We start from the raw sequence: 22,736 nt of genomic DNA, 5'->3' as shown, positions 1-22,736 counted from the left end.
GGAGTAAGATCTACATAAGCATATTCAAAAGATACAATTTAATAAGAATAATCAGAAATCGATAAAATAGTAAATAAAAAGACTAGAAAAATATGAAACTTAAAACAGGGAACAATGACGTATTAAAATAAGTTCTATAAATATTAAAGAAAAGAAAGATAGTAGTTGCCGATATTATAAATGAATATTTGCTATGAATTATAGCTCTTAATTAATAGTAGTAAGTGTTTATGGATTGAATATATTTTATAATATCATTAATTTATCAATCATTAAAGTGAGTTATAGGATCTGCATCAAAATTAAGTACAATAGATTCATTAAATCTATTTAATTTAATCAAGTTTGTATTTTGTTGATATAAAATATAATGAAGACAGATCTATAGACTTATTAAATAAGACTTTGGGTTGAAAGTTTATAAACCAGTTAAATGCTTTATTCTTTATTTTAAGTGATTATATCATTTACAGTTACAATGAGGGATTTATTTTAGTTAGTAGCTAAAATAGTGGTAATATAGATACGAAACAAACGTTTTCTATAAATTAGATATGGTCATTTATGAATAGAATAATTTTAGGTCCATTTATATTGATACAATCTAATAGTGAAAAATTATTAACTTTAGTATGAGGTCAATTAGCACAAGTATATTTTGTTGAATATAGTTTATTAATTGTAACTATATTAATAGAACCTACTATAAAGGTATTCTTAACAATACAAAAATATTTCGTTGTCGTATTATAGGATACAACAAATAAAATAGAGTGCTCATATGGAAATAATCATATTAACACCTTTATGAGGGAGAGGTAGGGAGATTATGAAATTTAAATATGAAAAGCCGCAAAACGGATATCCTGAGTGGAATAATAATCCACAGATAATATCTTTAAATATGAATAAGCCTCATAATGATTTTGTAAATTATGAAACCAAATTACAAGCTATAGAAGGAGTAAAAGAAAATTCTTCGAGATATATATCTCTAAATGGAAGGTGGAAATTCAATTTCTGTAAAGATATAAAAAATATACCGGAGGATTTTTATAAAATAAATTATAATAATGAGCCATGGGATGAAATAGAGGTTCCATCGAATTGGCAAATAAAAGGGTATGGAATACCGCAATACACAAATGTTATATATCCATGGACTGGAAGGGAAGATATAAAACCACCATTTGCTCCTGTTAAAATAAATGAAGCAGGATGCTATGTAAGGTATATTGATATAACTAAAGAACAATTAAATAAAAAAGTATTAATAAATTTCCAAGGTGTAGAGTCATGCTTTTATCTATATGTAAATGGAGAAATAGTAGGGTTTAGTAAAGATTCATTCTCACCATCTGAGTTTGATATAACTGATTACTTAGTAGAAGGTAAAAATAAAATAGGAGTAAAAGTATACAGATGGTGTGATGCAAGTTGGTTAGAAGATCAAGACTTTTGGAGATTAAGTGGTATATTTAGAGATGTTTACTTAGAAATAAAAAATAAAACTCATATAGTGGATTTTAGAGTAGACTCAAATCTTACAGATGATTATAAAGATGGTACTTTTAGTACTAAAGTAGAAGTAATTGGAATAGGAAATTACAATATAAAATTAGAATTGTATGATAAAGAAAATATAATATATTCTAGTAAAAAAGAATTTACTGTAGACGGTGAAGTAAATCTACATTTTCAAACTATAATAGATAATCCAAGAAAATGGAGTGCAGAACAACCTAATTTATATAAAGTAATAATAAGTTTAGAAAATGAAAATAATGAAGCAATAGAGTATGTAAGTTGTGATACAGGATTTAGACGATTTGAAATAAAAGAAAATGTAATGTACATAAATGGAAAACGTATACTATTTAATGGTGTTAATAGACATGAATTTGACAGTGAAATGGGAAGAGCTATAAATAAAGATGTAATGGAAAAAGATATAAAAATAATGAAGCAGTTTAATGTTAATGCTTTAAGAACTTCTCATTATCCAAATAATCCATATATGTATGATTTATGTGATAAATATGGATTATATGTAATAGATGAAGTAAACTTAGAAACTCATGGTACATGGAAGTATGGACAAAAAGAAGAAGAAGGTGCAATTCCAGGAAGTAAATCAGAATGGACAGATGCCGTATTATCAAGATGTAAATCTATGTTTGAAAGAGATAAAAACCATCCATCCATAATAATATGGTCATTAGGAAATGAGTCTTTTGGAGGAGAAAACTTCAGAAAAATGTACAGATTCTTTAAAGATAATGATAAATCTAGAATAGTACATTATGAAGGAATATTTCATCATAGAATATATGAAGATGTATCAGATATAGAAAGTCAAATGTACACAAGACCTTGGGAAATAGAAGAATATGCAAAAAATAATCCTAAAAAACCCCATATAATGTGTGAGTATACACATTCTATGGGAAATTCAAATGGTAATATAGATGCATATTATAAATTATTTAGGAAATATGATGTGTTACAAGGTGGATTTGTATGGGACTTCAAAGACCAAGCAATCCTTAAAAAAGAAGAAGATATAAGTTATTTAGCTTATGGAGGAGATTTTGGAGATTTCCCAAATGATTATGATTTTAGTGGAAATGGATTAGTATTTGCTAATGGAGAAGTAACACCTAAATTCTATGAGATTAAATATTGGTATGCAGATGTATTATTTGAAGATATAAAGGAAGGTTTAGTTAATATAAAAAATGATTATTTATTTAATAATTTAAATAAATACGACATATTTATAACTACAACTAAAAATGGTGAGTTTGTAGATGAAAAATGTATAACAATAGACTTAGAGCCTGGTGAAACTTATGAACTACAATATGATGTAGTAGAAAAAAGATACAAGGATGAGGAATATATAGTAACATTTACAGTTAAAGAAAAACATGAAACTATGTATGCAGCTAAGGGTCATGAAATAAAACATCACCAAGTCGTATTAAAACCAAATACATTAAAAATAGAAAGAGAAGAAAATACTAATATAGTTAATATAAATGAAGACGACAAATTAATAACACTATCTACTGAAAAAGTAAAAGTATCTATATCAAAGAAAAATGGTCTTTTATCGGAGTATATTGTAGGTGGTGAGAATATACTAAAAGAAGAAACAAAGCCATATTTCTGGAGATCAAGCACAAATAACGATAGAGGATTTAAAAATGAAATAGATGCAGTTACTTGGAGAAATCCAAATATGAATTTAGTAAATATTAAAATAGTAAATTATGATAAAATAGTTAATTTAATAGTAGATATAGAGTTAGATAATAAGAGTACTGTAACATATGTATATTCATTAGATTGTAACTCTAAATTAAAAGTGCAACAAATATTAAATCCGAACAGAGATTTAGCTAAAATACCTGCAATAAGTGATATGTTTATACTAAAAGAAGATTTTAAAAATATAACTTATTATGGAAGAGGTGAGATAGAAAATTACTGGGATAAATACAAGAGTGCTAAAATAGGGTTATATAATGATATTATAACAGATAAAATGGTAAACTATCTTCAACCTCAAGAAAATGGGGCTAAAACTGATGTAAGATATTTAGAAATAAAAAATGAAAAAGGGGAAGGTATAAAAATAAGTGGAAATCCTACTTTTGAGTTTAATGTATCTAAATATCATCCAGAAGATATAGAAGTAGCCGATCATTTTTATAAATTAAAGCCATTAGATGCGACGGTATTAAGAGTAATATACAAGCAAATGGGAGTAGGAGGAGATGATAGTTGGAAAGCATTACCTCATTCAGAGTATATTTTAAATCCTAATAAAATATATACTTTAATATATGAAATAAAACCAATGTAATTAATCAGTAAAATATACATGTAATCTCAACTAAATAGAATATGTATTTTAGTTAATATAAAACCTTGAAATGTCAATTTAAACTAGGGAAATTATATATGATTTATTAAGCAACTGGAAGTAAACTTCCAAGTCCAGTTGCTTTCTTCATAATTTCACTTTGGGTATAACAGTATAATACTTATACTCAAATTATGATGCTTAATAAATAATTTTACCAGGGTTAATAGAAAATATTTCCTGATATGTTTTTATAAATTTATAAAAGGGGAATAAAAATATGGAGGAGAAAGATGAGTAAGTTAACATTTAGAGAGAAGTATTCTTATGGAGTAGGTGCTTTAGGAAAAGATTTAGTATATGCAATAGTAGCAACATATTTAATGGTTTATTTTACTGATGTAGTTAAACTAAATCCGGCATTCGTAGGAACGCTATTTTTAGTTGCAAGACTTTGGGATGCAATAAATGACCCAGCAATGGGGATGATAGTTGATAATACTAGAAGTAAATTTGGCAAGTTTAGACCATGGATATTTATAGGAACAGTAATAAACGCAGTTGTTTTAATATTCTTATTTAGAAAGCCAGACTTAGAAGGCTTACCACTATACGCATATTTCTCGATTGTATATATATTATGGGGAATGACATACACAATAATGGATATACCTTACTGGTCTATGATACCAGCATTAACTAGTGACAAAGAAGAAAGAGAACAAATATCAGTAATACCTAGAGTATTCGCAAGTACCGCTTCGCTGATAGTAGGAACATTTGGACTTTGGATAGTCAAAACACTAGGGAATGGAGATATTACAAAAGGATACTCGGTATTTGCAGTTGCTATAGCTGTAGTATTTGTAATAACTACAATAATAACTTGTCTAAATGTTAAGGAAAAAGTAGAAACACCTAAAAATGCTGAAAAAGTAAACTTTAAACAAACAATTAATATAATAAGAAAAAATGATCAACTAGTAGTATTTATAGGAATAGTTTTAGCAATGAATCTAACTATGCAGATATCTGGAAGTATGGCTATATACTACTTTACATATGTTGTTGGAAAAGAAAGTTTATTTTCTGTGTATCAGGCATTTGCTGGAATAGCAGAAATATCAGGACTTGTATTATTACCTATATTAACGAAGAGAATTGGTAGAGAATATGTATTTAAACTAGGAAGTATATTGCCAATAGTTGGATTCTTACTATTATTTGTAATAGGAATTTTAGCACCTCAAAATGCTGTATTAATAGCAATAGCAGGAGCTGTATTAAAATTAGGTAGTGGATTTTTAGTAGGTTCTACAACTATAATGCTTGCGGATGTAGTTGATTATGGTCAATATAAATTAGGTACGAGAAATGAAAGTATAGTATTCTCTGTGCAAACGTTATTAGTTAAAGGGGCATCTGCAGTAGCTGGATGGTTAGTTGGTGTTGGATTATCCTTAGTAGGATATGTAGCTGGAGAAGCTCAAAGTTCAACAACTATATTTGGAATGAGAGTAATAATGATATGGATACCTATAGTTTGTGCAATAGTAATGTATGCTATATACAAATCTAAGTATAAAATAAATGGTAAATTCCATGATGAAATGTTGATAGAATTAGAAGAAAGAAAAAAAATTAATGATGTTATGTAGATAAAAATAAGCTGTCTCAAAATAAAATCTAGTAGTTATCCTACTAAATATTTTACTTTGAGATAGCTTTTTTAACTTTAAGAATATTATATTGAATTTAAACTTCTGTAAAGCTCACGTATAATAGGAATAAGTATGGAATATATAAAAGTGCAAAAGCATATATAGAATACTACTGAATAACTTCAAAGAATTTTTTATATAGAAACTGTTGAGAGTTAGAAAAAATATGTGAACATATAGCTGATTTAGTTCGAAAATCTTTAAAATGTAAAAATATATTTTATTATTACATAAAATATAAGGGTTTATAATGTAATCAGTAATAGTTTATGGATTTTCATGTAAAAGTAAGTTTTGCAGTAAATACTGAATAAAATATTCACTAGGATGTGTAGATAAACAAATTATAAATATGATAAAATTAAAGCATAGATAAACTTTTAGAATTATTTAAATATTATAGAACAACTCCTTTTGATATAAGAGTTATTGATTATTATATTGCTGGACTGGGTACTAGCTTTATAGGTGATATGTTATTTTCTTTACTAAATATGTTAATGTCTTTAATAGTAAAAAATAATATGATATCGTTATTAATAAGCTTAAGTATGTATTATGCTCCAACATTTATTGGAAGTTTTATTCATATAGATTCTATAGGTAGAATTTTAGATAAATAAATTTAGCAGAAGCTATAAGAGTAGAAAGTATGTTTAGAGATGTGAGTACTTATAATGTTTTGGAAATCCAGTATTATATTCGACTGTATTAATAAGTCTAGTTATTGTATCTACACCAGTTGTGGATATATTTAATAAAATATTTCGGAAAAAAACAGGCCATATAAGTAGATAATAAATTAATTCAAGACTTATTTATAATCGTAGTCGGAACAATTGATTTATTTGAGAATCGTATTGAGGGAATAAATTGATTATGACTATAAATGAACTTAGGGTAAATACATTAGATATAAGTTAATAAACAAAACGTAATAAATAATATTATAAATATATATTATAATTTTGAATCTATATTAAATAGCTATCCTACTAGATAGGAATATAAAAATTGGAAAATGGAGATGTTGGTATAAATGCTAACATCTCTTTTTTAATGCAAAACATTAAAGGAGGAAGTAAATATGATTAACTTATGGAAGAAAGAAGATTTAAATTTATTATCAGAATATCCAAAGGAAGTAGTTAAAAATGTGAATAACGTTATCAATATTCTTGATGAAAACTATGGACATAACAGAAAACTAACAGATGATGGTGGATATGTGTGTGTAATTGAGGATATTAAAGAAGTGGATTATTTAAAAGTAAATATATTAAAAGGATTATTTGAAGAATTTAGTGATGTAATATATGAAGATTGTATAGATAAATACAATTCAACGTTATACTTATTATCTAGTGATTATTCAATAACTATAATTACAAAAAATTAGGTTACTAAAGAGTTATTAAAATAAGTATAAACTAATATAGATGATAGATTATAATTATTATTTAATAAAATCAAGCTAGACTATATAAGGAAACAATGAGGTAAAATATATGGCTAAAAGAGAAAAAGAAGAGTTATTTGAAAAGGAAACAAGGTACTGTAAGATAATAAGGAGTATTGAATTAAAAGATGGTGAAGAACTATTTACACTTTAAAAAAAAATATATATAAGAATTAGAAAGGTATGAGATAATAATGTGTTTATATCTTGACTGCAATGATAGAGCTAGGAAATTAATTCCTAGGCAAGTTGACATTTCACAAGATAAGTTTATAGATTTAATTGCCCTTGGATTTACAACAGGTATACTAGATAAAGATTTTAAAAATCAATTAAAAAGTATTATTGATTAAAATAAATCAAAAAATAGTAAATTGTTATGTTATTTTAGTAAAAATTAGTCAGATTATTTTTCTATAATCTGATTAAAGACCGAAAGCCCGTAAAACAAAGAGTACATATAAATAATAGGAGAAGATAGATATGTTTAAAAAAGAAAATAGGTATATGACAAGAAACATTGTAGATTAAATACCATTAGAAATATGTAGACTATTATGGAATCTAATAGATGAATTAAAAATAGAAAAAGATTATTTACAAATATTTGAATTAAACCCGATAGGAGAAGGTATAGTTGAAATCATTCATAAGCAAGAAGTACCAGAATATGAAGCAAGTATATACATATACAACGAAGTGATTAAAGAAAATAAAAAGATATATGCTATAGATAGTGTAGAATATAGTACTTTAATGTTTTCATATGAGTACTAATTCAATATAGAATTAGGAAAAGTTTGATGTTAGAGAATGAACTAAAATTTAAATAAAGCAAGTCTGATTAATACAAATCTATTTATAAAAATAATAAAAATCGTAACTAAGAAGTAATAATTTAAATCTAAATTAAAGTCTGAAAGCCCGAAAAAATAAATATATAATTAAAAAATAAATGAAAAGTAGAATATGACTATGATAAATAATAAATCTGAAATAATTAATAAATTATTCTTTAATGAATTGAAAGAAATAATTAATAAATATAACAACATAGATCAAGAAACAATAATTGTTATAGAAAGAATAGATAATGAAATAGAAGATAAATATATAAAAGAATACATATTAAATGAGAGTAATAAGTTAAATGAAATAGTAATTGAATACGAAAATACAAATAACTTAGATATAGATAAGGTAATATTATTTGCGTAATACAACTTAAATATAGAAGAGATAAGTATGAAGTATATAAGTAACTGCTACAATGAATTAAATTCTTAAAATTACAATGAGAATGATAATTACTTAATATATACAAATGAAAATGATTTAAGGAAATATGTAAGAAACGAATTAGATTATATGTTAGATATGGAACATCACATAGATAGGTTATTTTGTAAAGATAAGATAATAGATATGTGGTTAAATAATACAACTAGAGAAGAATTACTAGAGAAAATAACGTTAAATGATGATGTTGAAGATATACTAGATTTTCATACTGATTAAGTATTTATATTAACAGATGTAAGAGAATATGTTTTTTTAATTAAAGAATAACAAATGATTAATAGAACTAAAAAATAACGGGGTTTCGGGATTTTTACAAAGAATAAAGCAAGGAACTTTTTAAGAGATAATCTCAAAGAAACTTTCTATAGAAATAGTTATTATTAGTTTGTATAAGAAAAGTAGGTGAAGAATGAAAATCGTAAAAAGTAATTTTAAAGAGATCTATGCAGAAATCTTAGGAGAAGAAATAGTAAGAATAGTACATAAGTATTATAAAGGTCAGCAGATTAATTTGCCAATGAAACTATACTCTAATGAATATGTGTGAAAGTATATAGTTAATAATTATGGAAAAAGAGTGTAAGAGAAATGGCTAGAGAGTTAGGATATTCTGATAAGTGGGTAAGTCGGCTAACTAAAAATGTAAATTTGAAAGAAGAAAATATTGTATAAAAAATAGAAAAGGATGGTTAATAATGTGGGTATATTTGATAATTTATTAAAAAGTATAAAAGAAGAGACTATAAGGTCTAATAAACAATAAAAAAATGCAGGTAGAAGAAATCAAGCAGAAGATACTTATAATCATTTTATGAAAACATTAGAAAAGTCAAGTGGAATAAAAAAGAAGATATTATAAGTATGAAAGTAAATAGCGTAGAAAGAAATAAAATAATAGTAAGAAAAAATAATAAAAAGAAAAAAATGTAAAAAAGTAATTTTTACTATGGAAATTATTTACATATAATGGTAATATTTAAATATAAACAACAAGAAACGACATAAAATTGAAAATTAGTGGGAATTGACATAATAAAATATTGAAATTTAAAGGATAATTTAAAAAAATATTCTTTATAATTAACATATATAAAATTAATTTATTTTATTAGATAAGTTATTTAATAAAAAATAACACCCCAAAACCCAAATAAAAAAGACTGGTCTTTTAAAGCACAGTCTTTTTATATTGGAAAAGTTAGATTAGGAGAGCAATTATATGTATAGCAAAGAATTGTTGGAACAACTTTTAGATTTAATACCAGACTATATATTTTATAGGGATATAGATGGAAAAAATATATATTGTAATAAAAGTTATGCAGATAACTTAATTGGATTACCAAAATCACTTATTTATGGAAAAACATATGATGAATTACCTGTACTTAGAAAAATTCATAAGATGGGCAAAATTAAAGATTTAGAAGTGATTGAAAGTAAACAATCGGTATCTTATGAGCAAACTGTTGTAAGACATAATGGCGATATACAGGAAGTTGAGGTAAGTAAGTATCCATCATTTGATGAAAAAGGAAATATACATGGAATATTAGGTGTAATTAGGGATATTTCATATAAAAATGAACTAGATAAATTAAGAGAAGGATTCTTTTCTAACATAGGGCATGAATTTAGAACACCTTTAAATATGATATTTAGCAATATACAGTTATTAGAGTATAAATGTTCTAAGTGTTATAAAAGAGATGAAAAGCATAGTTGTAATGAATGCTTTATACAAAATATAAAGCAAATAAATAATAATAGTTTAAGAATACTTAAATTATCAAATAATTTAATTGACTTAACCAATTTAAAATCAGGAGTATACTCATTTAGTCCTAGAAATCATGATATTGTAAACTTTGTAGAATCAATATGTGAAAGAATAAATGAATATAAAAAATTTAAAAATATAGATTTGATATTTGATACGGATATTGAAGAAATAATTATAAGTTTTGATTATTTAAAGATAGAAAGAGTAATATTGAATATTATATCAAATGCAATAAAATTCAATAAGGAAAATGGAACAATACTAGTATGTATAGGCACAGAAAATAATTTTGTTAAAATCTCGATAAAAGATAATGGAGTGGGTATACCACAGGACAGGATAGATAATATATTTGAGGCATTCTACAATGTTGAAGATAGATTTACAAAGATAAGTGAAGGCAGTGGAGTTGGTTTATCACTTAGTAAAAGTTTAATTGACATTCATAGAGGAAAAATTAATGTAAATAGTGAGGTAGGTGTTGGATCAGAATTTATAATATATTTACCTAATATTTATGATGAAGATGAAATAGTAGATTTATCATATTTGAAAGTTGATTCTAACAGTATATCACGTATACATATGGAACTTTCAGATATTTATAGTTAATTATAAGATAGACCATTGACATAAAATCAATATGAAAAAATAAAATAATAAGATTAAAAAATTATTATGAAAACAGTAGAAAAGGAATAGTGTAAAGCTATTCCTTTTCTATTTTAAGGAGAATAAAATGAGTAAGGCAATAAATGAGACAAGATACTGTATAGTTTTAAAACAATCAAAGATAAGGGAGAGTAATGTAGATTATGGGATAGAGAGTATTTTTGTAAAAGAATTAAATATCGAAGAGATAAGATTTGTATATTTTAAGAAAAGAGGAACAATTAATAGCAAGATTTTCAGAATATTATTCAAGACAAGGTCAACTAAATTTTAAGTTAGAAATTTTATTTAAAGATTTTGATATAAATTAGTAATATTTAGTTTATAGGTGGAAATTTCAATAAGTAATATACTATAAAATAGATTATATTTTGAATAGAATGCTAATTTAATATATTAAAAATATAATTATATTAATACTTATTTAAGTTTGAAATTTAGTTGAAACTAAAATCATCAAATACTAATAAAATTTATAACGTAATAAGATTTAAGGGAAAAATTAAGGTATTAAAAGATAATTTTAAATATATATTATAAACTTGATAAAGTTAGATAAAGAGTTGATATGATAAACAGTTAAAAAATAAAACTGTTATTATGAAGAATGTATACCAATACTCCATCTAGCTTATTTTATTAAAAAAATAAGGAGGAAAAGACAATGATAATAAACATTTGGAAAAAGCAAGGCTTAAGGCTAGTAAAAGAACTACCTCTAGGAGTAATATCTACAATAGAAGATACCATACAAATACTAGATGAAAACTACGGTACAGAAAGAACAACAGAAGATTTAGGTGGATACATAGTTGTAGTAGATAAAGCTGGAATAGAAGAATTAAAACAACATCAACTGAAAGGAATTTTACCAGAGCATATAGATGAGATACATGGAACTGATTACATTTCAGTTCTATTTTTGTGTTCAAGTGATTTTTCAATAGTTGTTATTTGTAAAAAAGAATTAAAAGATCTAATTGAAAAAAATAGATTAGTAAAAGGATGTGATTAAAATGGACAAAAAGAAAATACCTGCAAAAAGAGTTGGAATAGTTTCACTTAAACTAGTAAAGGAAAGTAGTGTTCTATATGAAACTAGAACCGTAAGGAATCCTTACGATGCATACAATCTAATAAAAAACTTTTTGATAGATAGTGATAGAGAAAAGTTTGTAGTAGCATGTTTAAATACAAGAAATCAACCTGTAAATATTTCTGTAGTTTCAATTGGTAGTGTAAATTCTGCAATAATACATCCAAGAGAAGTTTTTAAAGTAGTTATTTTAAGCAATGCTTCAAAGATAATTTGTTTTCACAATCATCCATCAGGAAATCTAAAATGTAGTAAAGAAGATGAAAACATTACTAATAGATTGAAAGAGTGTGGAGAAATACTGGGAATAGAATTAGTAGACCACATAATAGTAGGAGATAATGATAAATACTTTAGTTTTAAAGAAAATTGCATGATGTAGAAAGTCTTAGCTTAACAAAATAGGCTAGGACTTTTTCTATGTTCCAAAAGATCTAATAGTAATTTAGGTTAAAACATCAAAGTCCCGTCAAACTTTAAATAAATAATAAAAATAAGAGGAGAAAGGAAATATGTTTAAAACAGAAAATAGATACATGACTAGAAAAGTAGCAGAAGAAATACCTTTAGAAATAAATATACTGTTGTGGAAATTGATAGATGAACTAAATGTAGAAAAAGACTATTTACAAGTTTTTGAATTAAATTCAATAGGAGAAGGTATAGTTGAAGTAATTCATAAGCAAGAAGTACCAGAACACAAAAGTAGTTTATACATACATAATGAAGAAATTAAAGAAAATAAGAAGCTATATGCTATAGATAGTTTAGAATACAGTACTTTGATGTTTTCAGAGGAATACTAATTTTACACGGAAGTAAAAGCATTTCAATGTTAGACAATTAAGATAAAAAATAAAATTACAAATTTATTTAATATACTCCCGAAACCCCGTAGAAAAATAATAAAGGTTAAAAAGTAATAATTAAAATCTAATCTAAATTAAATCCCGAAACCCCGTAAAAATAGATAAATAATTAAAAATTTGAAAGGTAGAAATGACCATGATAAATAATAAATCTGAAATAATAAATAAATTATTCTTTGATGAATTAAAGGAATTAGTAAATAAATACAATAACATAGATGATGAAACTATAACTGTAATAGAAAGAATAGATAATGAGATAGAAGATAAATACATAAAGGAATACATTTTAAAAGAGAGTAATAAGATAGATGAAATAGTAACTGAATATAAAAATACAAATAATTTAGACCTAGATAAGATAATATTCTTTGATTGGTACAATTTAAACATAGAAGAGATAAGTATTAAGAATATAAGTAACTACTACAATGAATTAATTTCTCAAAAATACACTGATAATGATAACTACTTAATTTACAAAAATAAAAATGATTTAAGAGAATATGCAAGGAATGAATTAGATTACATGTTGGACATGGAAATTCACATAGATAGGTTATTTGATAAGGACGCAATAATAGATTTCTGGATAAATAATACTACTAAAGAAGAGTTGTTAGAAGAGATAATGTTAAATGATGATGTTGAAGATATACTAGATCTTTCACCAGAGTATGCATTTACATTAACAGATGGAAGTGAATATGTTTTTTCAATTAAGGAATAAAAAATAATTAATATAATTAAAAATAACGGGATTTCGGGTTTTTTAATTAAGTAGTAGATAAGATAAGCAATAAAAATTAAGTAATTAAAGAAACAATACGGGGTTTTGGGATTTTCATAAGGAATAAAATAAGGAACTTTTCAATAGATAATTTCAAAGAAACTTTCTGTAGAAGTAGTTATTATTTAAGGAGAAATCTATTAGGAGGTGAGTTATGAGAGAAAAACAAAATGATTTTAAGGGGATATATGCAGAAATGTCAGAAATTCTAGGAGAAGAAATAGTAAGAATAATATACAAGAACTATAAGGGACAGCAGATAAATTTTCCTATGAAGTTACATTCAAATGAATATATAGAAAAATACATTATTGAAAATTATAGTGAAAAATCAGTAAGAGAGATGTCTAGAGAATTAGGTTACTCTGACAAGTGGATACAAAGGCTAATAAAAAAATTAAAAATTAAAGAAGAAAGTTTTAAATAATTGATAAGAAAGGAAGGGAATATACTATGAATTTATTTTCAACAATTAGTAAAAAACTTAATATGAGTGAAGAAGAACGTGCAATAGAAAAAGAAGCTAAAATCTTATTATCAGATTTTGATAGTTTAATAAGTAGATATGAAATATGGTACTCAAATTGTAATAATAAAAATAAAACATATCAAAGTATGCTTTCTTTTAGAGAAATAGATGAAGATATGTTAAAGGAATCAAAGTTAGATATTAGCATAGATAATTTAGAGAAAAGCTATAATACACTTAAAGACTACATACAGCCAAGTATAAAATTCTCAGAGAGTCTTAAAGAAAGAAATATAAAAATGAATAATATGGATTTAAATGAGAAGAAACTCATAATAGATCCTTTAAGAAAGCACATTTTTCATATGAAAGATTGGGAAGCTAAAAAAAATTTATTTGAAGATAACTTATCTAAAGCATATGAGAGTGTAATAAATAATTTTGCTATAATAGATATCTCTACTATAGAGTCTTATGCATCTTCATACCTAGATTTAAGTTTAAATAAAAGTGATAGTGTTGTAGAAAAAGTAAATCTTATTGAAGCTGTTTTAAATAATGGTAAAGTTGCATTAGAAGTACATATGAGAGTTTTTGGAGATATGCTAAATCATAATGATTCATTAGAAGAGGAATTAGGAGAGTCTTTAAATAAAATTTATACACTATATAAATATGTAACTGATAAATTTCCAGAGACAAAAGAAGAAAGTGGATGGCTTTCAAGTGTAGATAAGAGACTTAGGGCTACTAAGAAAATGTGGTATTATAGTAATATTTTAAAAATAATAATACCAACATTAGAAATGATTAGAATTAGTGCTGTAAATCAGTTACCATTATTAATGCTATACGCAAAGGATGATAAGGAAAAAGATTTAAGTGATTTTAATATATCATTAAGTAATATAACTACATTAATTGGTATTTTACCATCATATGTTAAATCAAACACATATATAAGGGAAGTGCCATATGGAAGTAAAGTATTAACTATTAAAGAATTCTGTTTTGGACGCAGTATATTTAAAGAAATTAATGGAGTTCTTGTATCTATAGAATATGATGCAGATAAAGAGCTTACTCTTGAAGCGCAATTTGCAACAAGTGTAGTTGGTTATGAGTTTTAATTGGAGGATATAGCATGAATATATTTGTTTTTCTTATATCATATGGATTAATGATAGGAGTAGTTGCATTCGCTATTCCAATGACAAGAAGGATAGGAAAGATGCTTCTTACAGCATCTGGTATTTTATTTTTAATTGCGTGTGCAATGTTATTATTAGGAAAAATATTTATTATGCTACTACCATTTATAATAATAGGTTGTATAGCATATGTTATTTATTCAGGTAAAAATAAGATTATAGATAAAAAAGAGCAAAATCTAGCTAATAATATGTCTGATGAAGAAAGAATGAAAAGAGAAGAGTTTTTAAGAAATTTATAATAAAAATATTTGACAATAATTAATAAATAAAAAGAGGTAGCATTTGGCTATCTCTTTTTGCTTTTAAGGAGAAGAAAAATGTCTAAATCAAGAAATGAAACTAAATACTGTATAGTATTAAAGCAAGCAAAAATAAGAGATGGAAATGTAGGATATGGAATAGAAAAGATTTTTGTAAAATCATTGAATCAAGAAAAGATAAGGTTCGTATATTTTTAAGGATACTTTTAGAAAAAAACAGCAATTAATGCAAGACCTTTAGATCTAACAGAAGATGATTTAATCAAGTTGATTAAAGAATCGATAAAGAAAAATGTATTTTCAAAGGAATTTCTAAGTAATCTTAGAGGGATTCTTAATACTAAGGAGGTAGAATAGCATGACACTAGAGTTATTTGTAGCAGGTGTTAAATTTGGAGTGTCAATTTTTAGCGTAGTAATGAAACAGAGGAAAGAATATATAAAGTAAAGGAGATATGATAAAATAAAGGAATTTACAATAGGTTCAGTAATAGGATTAGGAATTTGCATAGCGATAGAGTGGATGATTTCTAATAAGTCTATATTCGTATAGAGTGGAATAGATACAAGAAGATTAACTATTAGGTTAGTCTTCTTTTTTTAGATTAAATATAAACCTTATAAAGAATAAAATACTATAATACATATTCTGATATAAATAATTATACTTATCATGCAAACAAGAAATAATGTTTAAGTAAATAATAAATTAAATATATTTTAGTAATTGTTATTAGATAGCAAAAGTAATAGAAGAAAAAATATTTTATAATAAGTTTAGTAATAAATTAAGAGATAGTAATGTCTAAATATAAAAATAAAATTAGAATATAATGATATATTTTACAGTAAGTATAATTGCAGTATATGAAGAAATTATTTTGAGTGTATAATATAAAATAGAATAGTTAGCAATTATTTTTATATTATAAAGGGGATGAAATTATGGAAAAGAGTATAAGGACAATAATAGAACATCAAATTTTTAAAAATAATTTCTTTTTGGTTACAGGAGAGTTTCATGTTGGACTAGAGCCTGTTTATAAATATATTAATTTCTATATGACTGCCAAGTATATAGAAAGCAATTATATGAATAAAAGCAATAATTTAAAGCAGATTAGTGATGAAAAAATAAATGCACACAATATAAAAGAATTGGATAAAAAATCATTTTACGAACAAATTCAACACTTTTACACGGTCATAAATGAAGAGAGAAAGATGGAATCTAATAATAAAAAGAAAGAATTTAATAATAGTAATAGACAAGAACAGAAAAATAAACTCAAAGATAGATATAAAGGCATTAATATATCAAATAAAAATAAAATAGAGTTTGATAGCCTTCATAAAATATATGCTTATAAAAAAATAGATGAAAATAATCTAAGACTAAAAAATGCAAATACTACATATAAACGTGTAAGAGAACATAATATCCATAATATAAACTTTAAAAGCTATTCATCCTACATAGAATTATTAAAAGAAGATATAGAAACTAGTAAATTGAATTTTAAAAATATACAATACTATAAGCTAGAGAAAAGATTATCTTATGAATTAATAAAAGATATATGTGCAATATATAAAAAAGTTAAAGATGAAGATAAAAAAGATTTTCTAGCATATAGTATTTTAGTAGGTAATTTACCATTGATAGATGTAAGGCATAAATATTTAGAGTTATACATAGAATACCCTGATAAAGAGAGTAGAAATATTTTTAAAATGGAAGTGAAAGGTCTTATTAGATTCATAGTATATACTATTAAAGGAGTAAAACATGAAAAAGAATTACTTGAGAAATCAGGTAAAAAAATTGAATTTGATATAGAAAAATTTAAAGAGTGGTATGTTGATGACTACAAAAGTAATAAGGAATTTAAGGTAGATTTTACAGCTAAAGAATTTAAAGAAGTAATGCATGAATTAAATAAAATAGATGAAAAGTTTAGACATATAGATTGATATCTATATGTCTTTTTTTATAATATAGGTTTTTTTGCCATGAAGATTTAACGAATAAAAGATGATATCATACTTTTATAGATGAAATATCGCCAATGTTGTCGATATTTTCAGTAGTAAAAAATACAGGAGGTATGAGTTTATGTTAACAATTAGATATCAAACAGCTATAGAACAAAGTTTAAATTATATGGTGGGAAATAGACCTATAGAGGTGAGAATATTAGATGTTAAGTATAAAGGTACAATGGGAGGATACTATGATGATTTTAGAAAACTATCATCAGATTTAGCGCCTTATATAGGTAAAAATAATATTTATTTTACCATGAACCAAATAAACGAAGATTTAATTGCAAGGGCATATAATAATTTAGTTAGAGCAAAGAATACTACATCAGATAAAGATATAACTAGAATTAAATATATATTAGTAGATTTAGACCCAAATAGAGTTGCAGGAATATCATCTACAGATGAAGAAAAAGAACATGCTAAAAAACTATCAGAAAAAATAGTATGTTTTTTAGAAAATGAAGACATACCAAAACCTATCATAGCAAGTAGCGGTAATGGATATCACATACTGATAAATGTAGATATAGAAAATACAAAAGAAAATGTAGATACAATAAAAAGTTTCTTAAATGAGTTGAGCTTAGAGTTTTCAGATGACAAAGTTGAGGTTGATAAAACTACTTATAATCCATCTCGTATTTGTAGGCTATACGGAACAATAGCCTGTAAGGGAGACAATATGCCAACAAGACCACATAGACAAGCTAAAATAATTTCAACTAGAGGTGAAGGTGAGATGGTTACTATATCGCAGATAACTAAAATAGTATCGAAACTACAGGACAAACATAATACAAACACTAAAGTAACAACAAATAAACAAATAAAAAATATGAACAATAAAAAAGATGTAGCTGAATGGTTAAAAAAGCATGAAATACAAGTTTCTCATCATAAAGAAGAGACAGATAAAGTAATATATGTATTAAATCAATGTCCTTGGAACGAAAATCATACTGACAAGGGGGCATATGTTATTCAATATAATAATGGAAATATAGTAGCAGGATGTCATCATAATTCTTGTTCAGAAAATAACTGGAGTACACTTAGAAGTAAATATGAACCTATAAATGAAGTTAGTAAGGAAAATATCGACAACATTGACGGTAAAAGTGAAGAAAAGAAAGGTCAAATAGATGTACTAATAGACATAGTTGAAGATATAGAAACATATAGAACATCAATGGATGAGACATATGTAACTATACAGATTAGAAAAAACAATGAAAATGTAAATGTAAAATCAGAACATTTCAGAAAATGGATTGTTTCACAATTTTACAATAGAGAGTCAAAAATACCGACAAATGACAATATAGCTAAGATAATATTACTTTTAGAAGCTAGGGCAATGAATGAAGTAAATGAAGTGTTAGTAGAAAGAAGATGTGCTACAGTTAATAATTGTATTTACTATGATTTAAAAGATGATGGCTGTAACGTTGTAAAGGTATCAAAAGATGGTTGGGAAATCATTAAAGATTCACCTGTTATATTTGCTAGAACAAAAACAATGCATAGTCAAGTAAAACCAGAAAGGAATGGCAATCTTAATATATTAGATAAATGGTTTAGATACAAAGATGAAAATCACTTAATACTTCAAAAAGTAATATTAGTAGCTTCATTTATACCTAATATAGCAAGACCAATACAAGTATTACATGGAGAGAAAGGCTCATCTAAGACTAGTACAATGAAGCTTGTGAGAGAGATAATTGATCCAGCAATTGTTCCAGTAGTATCTATTCCTAAAACAATAGATGATTTAGCAGTATATATTTCAAAGAACTATGTTCCTTGTTTTGACAACATAGATACAATAAGCAACCAAGTTAGTGACTTATTATGTATGGCTGTCACAGGTGGTGGTCACACAAAGAGAAAGTTGTATACAGATGATGAAGAACAAGTTATGTTTTTCCAAAGATTTATCGTACTAAATGGAATTAATGTGGTGGCAACGAGACCAGATCTTTTAGACAGAAGCATATTACTAGAACTAGAAAGAATACCTCCAAATGAGAGAAAAGAAGAAAAAGTACTTAGAGAAGAGTTTGAAAAAGATAAACCGATAATACTAGGTGCAATATTTGAAACACTATCTAAAGCAATGAGTATATATGACAAAGTAGAGTTAAATAACTTAGGAAGAATGGCAGATTTCACAAGATGGGGGTATGCAATAGCAGAAGTTTCAGGTATAGGAGGAGATAAATTCTTAGAAGCTTATTTGAATAACAAAAATAATGCTAATATAGAAGCTTTAGAATCTCATCCTGTAGGATTTGCTATGTATAAGTTCATGGAAGATAAAGCTTCATGGACAGGTTCACCTACAAAACTTCTATCTGAATTAGAAATAGTGGCAGAATCTGAAAAAATAGATACTACAAATAGTAACTGGTCTAAAACGCCTAATGTATTATCAAGAAGATTAAATGAGATAAAGAGTAATTTATTAGATGTAGGTATTGAATTTGCAAGAAGTAAAGGTAAAAATAGAGAAATCAAAATAACTAGAATGTAATAGATATTGAATGTATTAGGGATATTTTAGTATTCCTAATACATCTTAATCATAATTTGGAGTAATTTTCTTTTGAAATAATGATAAAAGAAGGTAGATATGAAAACAGAATGGTAGTTTTAAAAGATCTGAAAAAAAGATGGATTTTTAGACTGTGAAAAAGATAGATTAAATAAATCTAGAAAAAATAGTGTAGGAGTCAGTGCTAAGTATATAGTAATAAAACTATCTAAAGATGAAGATATAGAAAAAACAACAACTAATAACCTAGTAGTAACAATTTTCAGATTAAGTCTTGTTAGACTTAATTCCAAAATACAATAAATTTAATAATAATTAGGAGGAGATAAAAAATGAACTACAATGAATTAGAATTTTTTAACGAGGAATATGAATTAATTGAAAATGAAATGCTTGAAGCGTTAGCAAATGATGAAATAGGACATTTTAACTACTTAAGATCAAATTCATATACATCAAGATTATTAGACTTAATAGCTAAAGACATAGAAGCATGTAATGAAGAAGAATTTATATAAAGTATACAAGAAGTAGTAAGTAGTCTAAATTTAGTTAAATAAACATAATCAAAAACATATATTATAAATTAGATGTTGGAGGAAAAATGGAGGGTATTAGTTTAGAACAAATTAAGGCACAAGAAATAGTAGAAATACTAAGTGATATAATTCAAAAATCTATAATTCAAAGTAAAAACAAAGGAGATAATGAACATGAGTAACAGAGTTTCAAGATAATAATTTAATTAACCTTAGTAGATAAAAATAAAACCTACTAAGGTTAGTGTAAAAGAAAATAATAGCAAGTTATTTGAATTAACAAAGCAAATTGTATAGTTTAAAGGAAAACTAATATTAAAGTAATCAGAAGAGACGTCTTGGAGGTAATAAAAATGAGTAAAAGAATAGCAATATATTGCAGAGTATCAACTATAGAACAGGCTCAAGAAGGCTACAGTGTGGATGAGCAAAGGAGAAGGTGCATAGAATATTGTGAGAAAGAAGGTCATGAAGTTTTTAAAGTCTATGAGGATAGAGGGATAAGTGGTAAGAATATTTCAGGAAGACCTGGATTAAAAGATTTACTAAAAGATTCTAATGATAAAAAATTTGACTTAGTAGTTGTGTGGAAGTTAAATAGAATTAGTAGAAGGTTAATAGATATACTTAACATAGTAGATACATTAGATAAAAATAGTATAGCATTTCGTTCTTTAACAGAGAGTTTTGAAACTGAAACTCCAGCAGGAAAGTTACAACTTAACATCATGGGAGCGATTTCTGAATTTGAGCGTGGTACTATAGCTGAAAACGTAAAAATGGGGATGATAGCAAGAGCTAGAGAAGGAAAGTGGAATGGGGGCAAAGTACTGGGATATGATATAGTAGAGATACCAAGTGAAGGAAAGAAGAGAAAAGATACTAAGCTAGTAATAAATGAAAAAGAAGCAATGACAGTAAGAAGAATCTTTGAGTTATACAGTGAAGGACATGGATACAAAGCTACTGTAAATAGAGTGAATCAAGAAGGTCATAGAAGTAAGAAAGGCAATGCATTTGCTACAGCTACAATAAAAGAGATACTAAAAAATCCAGTCTACATTGGAAAGATAAGATACAACTTAAGACAAGATTGGAATGAAAAGAGAAGAAGAAACATAAATCCTGATCCAATACTTGTAGATGGAGAACATGAAGCAATAATAGATACTGAAACATGGGAAAAGGTACAGATAATACTAAAAGATAGAAGCAAAACTCACAATAGGGTCTATGATAGTGAGCTAATTCTAAGTGGTCTATTAAAGTGTCCTGTTTGTGGAGCATCAATGACAGTAAGTAGGTCAACTAGAAAAAGAAAGGATGGAACAAAAGCAGTAAATGAGTACTATGCATGTGGTAATTGGAAGAATAAAGGAACAGCAGTGTGTAATTCAAATTCTGTAAAAGCTGAGATAGCAGATGAAGTTGTAATTAATAAGCTGATAGAAACAGTAAACAATGAGCTACTACTAAAGAAGGTAATAAATAACATCAACAAGAACAAGTCTAATAAGTTAAAGCCAAAACTAGATGAAATGAACTTAGTAAATAAAGAAATTGATAAGTTAAATGGTAAGAAAAACTCCAGCATAGAGCTATTTGAAGATGGAATACTAACTAAAAATGAATTAGCAGAGAGAGTCAAGAAACTAAATGAAGAGATAGACACATTGAAGTTTAGATTAGATGAAATAAAGCAGGATGTAATGTTAGCAGAAGGAGAACCAGTACCTTTTGAGTTAGTAAGTAAAGTAATGAAGAAGTTTGGACAAGTTTTTAAGGAGAGTAGTACAAGACAGCAAAGAAAGCAGTTGTTGAGTTTACTTGTGTCAAAGATTACGATAGATAAGTCAAGAGCAATAGACACTATAGAGTTACAGATAAACGAAGATGTAATAAGATACTTAATGAAGGAAGGGTCATCTGAAGAAGATGAAGACCCTTCCTTTTTTAATGTTTCTATGCTTAATTATACTTGCTTGAAATTTGTAATATAATGTAGATATAAAAAGAGAAGAGGTTAAAAGTAGTGATTTAGGAGATGTAGGAAAATATTGCTTTATAAGTTGTTGGACAGAAGAT

At 25.8% G+C, this 22,736-nt stretch carries 23 protein-coding genes; all 23 read left to right on the top strand.

From position 1 onward, the window contains the following. The first annotated feature begins 829 nt into the window (after positions 1–829). The 23 genes from EIH23_RS13555 (at position 830) to EIH23_RS13460 (ending at position 22,651) form a co-directional block, all read left to right on the top strand. Positions 830–3,871: a glycoside hydrolase family 2 TIM barrel-domain containing protein gene (locus EIH23_RS13555; protein WP_122640959.1), complete on the top strand. Its 3,042-nt coding sequence runs from the start codon at positions 830–832 to the stop codon at positions 3,869–3,871. A 293-nt stretch (positions 3,872–4,164) separates the two neighbouring features. Beyond that, entirely contained in the window at positions 4,165–5,529 is a 1,365-nt protein-coding gene (gene melB, locus EIH23_RS13550) for a melibiose:sodium transporter MelB (protein WP_122640958.1), read from the top strand. A gap of 536 nt (positions 5,530–6,065) precedes the next feature. Then, positions 6,066–6,215 carry a hypothetical protein gene (locus EIH23_RS16400; protein ID WP_164489085.1) on the top strand — a complete coding sequence of 50 codons (150 nt, stop codon included), beginning with the start codon at positions 6,066–6,068 and terminating at the stop codon, positions 6,213–6,215. Positions 6,216–6,679: 464 nt separating this feature from the next. Further along, complete coding sequence (locus EIH23_RS13545; protein ID WP_122640956.1) at positions 6,680–6,991, top strand: hypothetical protein; 312 nt, start codon at positions 6,680–6,682, stop codon at positions 6,989–6,991. A 254-nt stretch (positions 6,992–7,245) separates the two neighbouring features. Next, positions 7,246–7,404, top strand: a complete 159-nt coding sequence (locus tag EIH23_RS16675; protein WP_243113415.1) for a hypothetical protein — start codon at positions 7,246–7,248, stop codon at positions 7,402–7,404. A 178-nt stretch (positions 7,405–7,582) separates the two neighbouring features. Further along, positions 7,583–7,828 carry a DUF960 family protein gene (locus EIH23_RS17235; RefSeq protein WP_122640967.1) on the top strand — a complete coding sequence of 82 codons (246 nt, stop codon included), beginning with the start codon at positions 7,583–7,585 and terminating at the stop codon, positions 7,826–7,828. A gap of 198 nt (positions 7,829–8,026) precedes the next feature. After that, positions 8,027–8,269, top strand: a complete 243-nt coding sequence (locus tag EIH23_RS13530; RefSeq protein ID WP_122640955.1) for a hypothetical protein — start codon at positions 8,027–8,029, stop codon at positions 8,267–8,269. A gap of 150 nt (positions 8,270–8,419) precedes the next feature. Continuing rightward, positions 8,420–8,569, top strand: coding sequence for a hypothetical protein (locus tag EIH23_RS16395; RefSeq protein ID WP_164489084.1), 150 nt, complete (start codon positions 8,420–8,422; stop codon positions 8,567–8,569). Between the two features lie 193 nt (positions 8,570–8,762). Continuing rightward, complete coding sequence (locus tag EIH23_RS16670) at positions 8,763–8,900, top strand: hypothetical protein (RefSeq protein ID WP_243113414.1); 138 nt, start codon at positions 8,763–8,765, stop codon at positions 8,898–8,900. Between the two features lie 672 nt (positions 8,901–9,572). Further along, entirely contained in the window at positions 9,573–10,748 is a 1,176-nt protein-coding gene (locus EIH23_RS13520; RefSeq protein ID WP_122640953.1) for a PAS domain-containing sensor histidine kinase, read from the top strand. Between the two features lie 127 nt (positions 10,749–10,875). Next, positions 10,876–11,082 carry a hypothetical protein gene (locus EIH23_RS13515; RefSeq protein ID WP_122640952.1) on the top strand — a complete coding sequence of 69 codons (207 nt, stop codon included), beginning with the start codon at positions 10,876–10,878 and terminating at the stop codon, positions 11,080–11,082. 390 nt (positions 11,083–11,472) lie between these two features. Then, positions 11,473–11,823 carry a hypothetical protein gene (locus tag EIH23_RS13510; protein WP_122640950.1) on the top strand — a complete coding sequence of 117 codons (351 nt, stop codon included), beginning with the start codon at positions 11,473–11,475 and terminating at the stop codon, positions 11,821–11,823. Between the two features lies 1 nt (position 11,824). Next, positions 11,825–12,286, top strand: coding sequence for a JAB domain-containing protein (locus tag EIH23_RS13505; protein ID WP_122640948.1), 462 nt, complete (start codon positions 11,825–11,827; stop codon positions 12,284–12,286). Between the two features lie 130 nt (positions 12,287–12,416). Next, the gene (locus EIH23_RS13500) at positions 12,417–12,710 is read left to right on the top strand and encodes a DUF960 family protein (RefSeq protein ID WP_122640947.1); all 294 of its coding nucleotides are present in this window, start codon (positions 12,417–12,419) and stop codon (positions 12,708–12,710) included. A 199-nt stretch (positions 12,711–12,909) separates the two neighbouring features. After that, complete coding sequence (locus tag EIH23_RS13495) at positions 12,910–13,503, top strand: hypothetical protein (RefSeq protein WP_122640945.1); 594 nt, start codon at positions 12,910–12,912, stop codon at positions 13,501–13,503. A 214-nt stretch (positions 13,504–13,717) separates the two neighbouring features. Beyond that, positions 13,718–13,990: a Mor transcription activator family protein gene (locus tag EIH23_RS13490; protein ID WP_122640943.1), complete on the top strand. Its 273-nt coding sequence runs from the start codon at positions 13,718–13,720 to the stop codon at positions 13,988–13,990. A 26-nt stretch (positions 13,991–14,016) separates the two neighbouring features. Next, complete coding sequence (locus EIH23_RS13485) at positions 14,017–15,162, top strand: hypothetical protein (RefSeq protein ID WP_122640941.1); 1,146 nt, start codon at positions 14,017–14,019, stop codon at positions 15,160–15,162. A gap of 14 nt (positions 15,163–15,176) precedes the next feature. Next, on the top strand, positions 15,177–15,485 hold the full coding sequence (locus EIH23_RS13480) for a hypothetical protein (RefSeq protein ID WP_122640939.1): 309 nt from the start codon (positions 15,177–15,179) through the stop codon (positions 15,483–15,485). Positions 15,486–15,563: 78 nt separating this feature from the next. Continuing rightward, complete coding sequence (locus EIH23_RS16390; protein WP_164489083.1) at positions 15,564–15,704, top strand: hypothetical protein; 141 nt, start codon at positions 15,564–15,566, stop codon at positions 15,702–15,704. Positions 15,705–16,451: 747 nt separating this feature from the next. After that, a complete protein-coding gene (locus tag EIH23_RS13475) occupies positions 16,452–17,480 on the top strand; it encodes a hypothetical protein (protein ID WP_122640938.1) in 1,029 nt (342 codons plus the stop codon). A gap of 142 nt (positions 17,481–17,622) precedes the next feature. Continuing rightward, entirely contained in the window at positions 17,623–20,091 is a 2,469-nt protein-coding gene (locus EIH23_RS13470; RefSeq protein WP_122640936.1) for a hypothetical protein, read from the top strand. A gap of 353 nt (positions 20,092–20,444) precedes the next feature. Further along, positions 20,445–20,630: a hypothetical protein gene (locus EIH23_RS13465; RefSeq protein ID WP_122640934.1), complete on the top strand. Its 186-nt coding sequence runs from the start codon at positions 20,445–20,447 to the stop codon at positions 20,628–20,630. A gap of 374 nt (positions 20,631–21,004) precedes the next feature. Further along, positions 21,005–22,651 carry a recombinase family protein gene (locus EIH23_RS13460; RefSeq protein ID WP_122640932.1) on the top strand — a complete coding sequence of 549 codons (1,647 nt, stop codon included), beginning with the start codon at positions 21,005–21,007 and terminating at the stop codon, positions 22,649–22,651. The last annotated feature ends 85 nt before the right edge of the window (positions 22,652–22,736 follow it).

The sequence above is a fragment of the Romboutsia sp. Marseille-P6047 genome (genome assembly GCF_900604535.1).
GTDB lineage: Bacteria > Bacillota > Clostridia > Peptostreptococcales > Peptostreptococcaceae > Romboutsia_E.
This window is presented reverse-complemented; position numbering and strand designations above follow the sequence as displayed.